We start from the raw sequence: 4,449 nt of genomic DNA, 5'->3' as shown, positions 1-4,449 counted from the left end.
TGAGTAGACGTCGCAAGACGTCGCCCTCATGCGGCTTGCTGGCTTCTTGCGAAATTCTGGAGGATGCTCGTCAGTTACTCCCCAGACGGGGGCTGCCGTACATCTGCCACATAACGCCCCTCAAGGGGGGCGGTCACCGACCGCATCCGTGGTGTTCGGCGGATCCGGTGTCTCGCTGACAGAGAGAACATTACGGGTGGATGACGGGGGACGTCAAATCAATCCCTCGCCAAGATATGTGATGTACGTCACACCTTCCCAAGACTGGTTCGTTGTGATCTTTTGATATGGGAGGCTTGCTGGTCTGGGCCAGAGCTCTGGACCCCCGGAACACTCGTACAGAGCATCACCGGGTCGACTCACCTGGGTCGACGCGGCGACCGCGGGCTGCTGACCGTCGCCTCGCCAGCGAGCCAGAATCGCCAGGGCCATTCGGCCGCCACCCGGATCCCCACCCGGGGGCCGAGGCAGACCCGGCCGCCGGAGATACCGGGCGGGCCGGGAGGACGGATCCCCCGGCCCCCGGCCAGTGCCACCGTGATCGGCCCCGCGCCGGTGACCGGGGTTCCACTCAGTGCGCCGGTCACGGCGAGCGCCCGTCCCAACCGGCCGGGGCCACGCGCTAGGTCCGCCTCGACCAGGTGTGGGAAACGGCCCGCTACGAGGTCGCGACCCGCCACGACCTCTCCGGAGCGCAGGAGCACGGCCGACGCCGAACCGACCGGTCCGCACACCACGTTCAGACACCAGTGGACGCCGTAACTGAGGTAGACGTAGGCCCGTCCCGGCGGTCCGAACATGACGGCCGCGCGCGGCGTCGGGCCGCGATAGGCGTGCGAGGCGGGATCATCCAGCCCCCCGTACGCCTCAACCTCGGTGATCCGAACGGCGACCGGCCCGTGCCGGACCGTCGCACCAAGAAGGGCCGGTGCGACGACCAGAACGGGCCGGTCGTAGAAGTCCACCCCGTCCGGCGCGGCACCGTCCGTCGGTGCCATGCCGGGCGAGGATTCGGGTAGCGCCGTCAACCCACCGCCCAGGCCTGGTCCCGGTCCAGCACCGGACGCAACGCGGCGATCTGCTCGCGGACCCGGTCGGGAGCGGTCCCGCCGGGTGCCGAGCGGGCCTCCAGCGCTCCCCGCACCGACAGCACCTCGCGCACGTCCGGGGTGAGCAGCGGGTTGATCACGCCGAGATCGTCGTCCGGCACCTCGTCGAGATCGACGTCGTGGGCCACGCACCACGACACGAACTGGCCGACCGCCTCGTGCGCCTGACGGAACGGCACCCCTCGGCGCACCAGGTACTCGGCGACATCCGTGGCCAGCGCGAAGCCGTCGGGCGCCGCGGCGACGAGCCGCTCGCGACGGACCCGCATGGTCGCAACCGTGCCGGTCAGCGCGGGCAGCACCAGCAGCAGGGTGTCGACCGCGTCGAAGACCGGCTCCTTGTCCTCCTGCAGATCGCGGTCGTAGGCGAGCGGCAGTCCCTTGAGAGTGGCCAGGAAGCCGGTCAGATCCCCGATGAGCCGGCCGGACTTCCCCCGGGCCAGCTCCGCGACGTCCGGGTTCTTCTTCTGCGGCATGATCGAGCTACCGGTCGCGAAGGCGTCGTCCAGTTCGACCCAGCCGAACTCCCTCGTCGTCCAGAGCACGATCTCCTCGCCGAGCCGCGACAGGTGCACTCCGATCAGGGCCGCCACGAACAGGAACTCGGCGGCGAAGTCCCGGTCGGAGACCGCGTCGAGGGAGTTGGCGAACGCCCGGTCGAACCCCAGCTCCGCGGCCACCCCCTGCGGGTCGAGCGGCAGCGAGGAACCGGCCAGTGCCCCGGCCCCCAAGGCGCTCACCGACGCCCGGGCGTCCCAGTCGCGCAACCGGTCGATGTCCCGGACGAACGCCTGCACGTGTGCCAGCAGCTGATGACCGAAGGAGATCGGCTGGGCGTGCTGCAGGTGGGTCATCCCGGGGGCCGGGGTATCGACGTGCTGCTCGGCAAGCACAACCAGCGCATGGGACAACTCGGTCAGCCGCGCGGCCACCTCGCGGGCCGAGTCCCGCAGGTAGAGCCGCAGGTCGGTGGCGACCTGATCGTTGCGGCTCCGGCCGGCCCGCAGCTTTCCGCCCAGCGTTCCAAGCCGTTCGAGCAGACCGCGTTCGAGGGCGGTGTGGACGTCCTCGTCCTCGACGGTCGGGCGGAACCGGCCCTGGGTGACCGCGTCGGAGAGCTCGTCCAGGGCGGCGAGCATCGCCGCGAGCTCGTCGGCGTCGAGCAACCCGGCCCGGTGCAGGACCCGGGCGTGCGACTTCGACGCGAGCAGGTCGTAGGGCGCCAGCCGCCAGTCGAACTGGACGCTTATCGACAGCCGGGCGAGCGCCTCCGCCGGGCCGCCGGCGAAGCGCCCGCCCCACAGCCGCATCGGCGCCCCGTCCCCGGGCGCCCCGTGCGTCGTGTCGTTCCCGCCGGACGGGTGCGTCGCGGTCACGGGTTCAGCCGCTGCTCGCGCGCCGCCCAGACCTTCGTCGGCAGGCCCCAGAGCTCGATGAACCCGCGGGCATCGCGCTGGTCGAACTGGTCGCCGGCGTCGTAGGTGGCCAGTGCGTAGTCGTACAGACTGGCCGGGCTGCGCCGGCCGACGACCTGGGCGACGCCACCCACCAGCCGGATCCGCACCTCCCCGGACACTCCGGCGCTGGCGGAGTCGACGAAGGCGTCCAACGCGCTCTTCAGCGGCGAGTACCACAGACCGTCGTAGACGATCTCACCCCACCGCTGGTCGATGCCCCGTTTGAACCGGGCGACATCCCGCTCGAGCGTGAGGTCCTCGAGGTCCCGGTGGGCCGTCAGCAGCGTGATCGCCGCCGGGCACTCGTAGATCTCCCGGCTCTTGATGCCGACGAGCCGGTCCTCGATCAGGTCGATCCGGCCCACGCCGTGGGCGCCCGCCCGGACGTTGAGCTCGGCGACGAGATCGGCGAGCGGGAGGGAGCGCCCATCCAGCCCCACCGGGACACCGTCAGTGAACGAGATGGTCACCTCGTCGGGGGTCCGCGCGACGGTGGGGTCCGCGGAGTAGACGAAGACGTCCTCCGGCGGCTGGGCCCACGGGTCCTCGAGGACGCCGCACTCGGCGGTGCGGCCCCACAGGTTCTGGTCGATGGAATACGGCGATTTCTTCGACACGTCGATCGGCAGGCCGCGTTCCTCCGCGAAGGCGATCGCCTTGTCCCGGGTCATCCCCGAGTCGCGCACCGGGGCGAGCACGCTCAGCCCGGGGGCGAGCGCCGCCACCCCGACCTCGAAGCGCACCTGGTCGTTGCCCTTGCCGGTGCAGCCGTGCGCGATGGCGTCCGCCCCGTGCTCGCGGGCCGCGGCGACCAGATGCCTGACGATGACAGGTCGCGACAGCGACGAGATCAACGGATACCGGTCCATGTAGAGTGCATTGCTCTTGATCGCCGGAGCGACGAAGGACTCGGCGAACTCCTCGCGGGCGTCGACGACGATCGACTCGACCGCGCCACAGGTGAGGGCGCGCTGCCGGATGGCCTCGAGGTCCTCGCCGCCCTGGCCGACGTCGACCGCCAGCGCGACGACGTCGGCGCCGGTCTCGGCGCCGATCCAACCGATGGCCACGGACGTGTCGAGGCCGCCCGAGTAGGCAAGCACGACGCGTTCGGTCACAGTGCTTATCTCCTTATGTTGATTTATATCGAATCATGTTGAATTATTAGAAATCACGCCGAATTAGTCAAAAAAGCCGATGAGTGCTATTTTTAGCAAAAATCAGCATTGTGTTTATCGAGGGTGCTGGGAAGGCCGGTTCACGGCGTCGCCGGTGCACCGCTACGCATCCTGGTCCGGCACGGCGGACGGTCCCGTCGACGCTCCACGCGCCCGGCCGTCGGCGAGCCACAGGAGATGGGCGGCGAGTGCCGGCCCCCTCGGGCCGGCATGCCCTCCCTGACCAGCTGGCTCTCCCGAACCGATGGGATCTCCCGGGCCGACGGAACTCTCCGGACGGACCGGGGCCTCGGCTGCGGGAGCCGACCGGCAGACGACGAGCACCGTGTCGTCCCCCGCGATCGTGCCCATGACCCCCGGGAGCGCCTCCCGGTCGAGCACCGAGGCGAACAGCTGCGCGGCGCCCGACGGCGTGCGCAGCACGACCAGGTCGCCGTTGGCCTCCGCGGAGACCAGCAGTTCCTCGCAGAGCCGGGTGAGCGACAGCCGGACGATCTCCGCCGGCGCGAGGTTCGCCTCGACCGCGTAGACCAGGCCGCCGTCCGGACCGCGCACCTTGGTCGCCCCGATGTCCTCCAGATCACGGGACAGGGTTGCCTGGGTAACCTGGACGCCCTCGGCGGCCAGCAGACGCGCGAGCTCGGTCTGTGAACGCACGCCGCGCTGACCGATCAACGCCGCCAGCCGAGCCTGACGGGCGTGCTT

The 4,449-nt window shown here is 70.3% G+C and carries 4 protein-coding genes; all 4 read right to left on the bottom strand.

Annotation, left to right across the window (positions count from 1 at the left end; genetic code table 11):
* Nucleotides 1–359 precede the first annotated feature (359 nt).
* Nucleotides 360–998, bottom strand: coding sequence for a DNA-3-methyladenine glycosylase (locus AC08OP_RS21215; protein ID WP_476615788.1), 639 nt, complete (start codon nucleotides 996–998; stop codon nucleotides 360–362).
* A 26-nt stretch (nucleotides 999–1,024) separates the two neighbouring features.
* Complete coding sequence (argH, locus tag AC08OP_RS21210) at nucleotides 1,025–2,485, bottom strand: argininosuccinate lyase (protein ID WP_476615787.1); 1,461 nt, start codon at nucleotides 2,483–2,485, stop codon at nucleotides 1,025–1,027.
* A complete protein-coding gene (locus AC08OP_RS21205) occupies nucleotides 2,482–3,684 on the bottom strand; it encodes an argininosuccinate synthase (RefSeq protein WP_476615786.1) in 1,203 nt (400 codons plus the stop codon). The genes argH and AC08OP_RS21205 overlap by 4 nt, the downstream gene beginning before the upstream one ends.
* A gap of 162 nt (nucleotides 3,685–3,846) precedes the next feature.
* The coding region (gene argR, locus AC08OP_RS21200) for an arginine repressor (RefSeq protein ID WP_476615785.1) at nucleotides 3,847–4,449 on the bottom strand (603 nt) is incomplete at its 5' end.

This window comes from Frankia sp. CeRuru1 (assembly GCF_977966315.1).
The sequence above is the reverse complement of the archived record's forward strand: the minus strand, read 5'-3'. Positions and strand labels throughout refer to the sequence as shown.

Bases quoted from the DNA above. Each gene is read 5' to 3' on its own strand.
- AC08OP_RS21215 (WP_476615788.1), bottom strand. From the start codon at position 998: ATGGCACCGACGGACGGTGCCGCGCCGGACGGGGTGGACTTCTACGAC.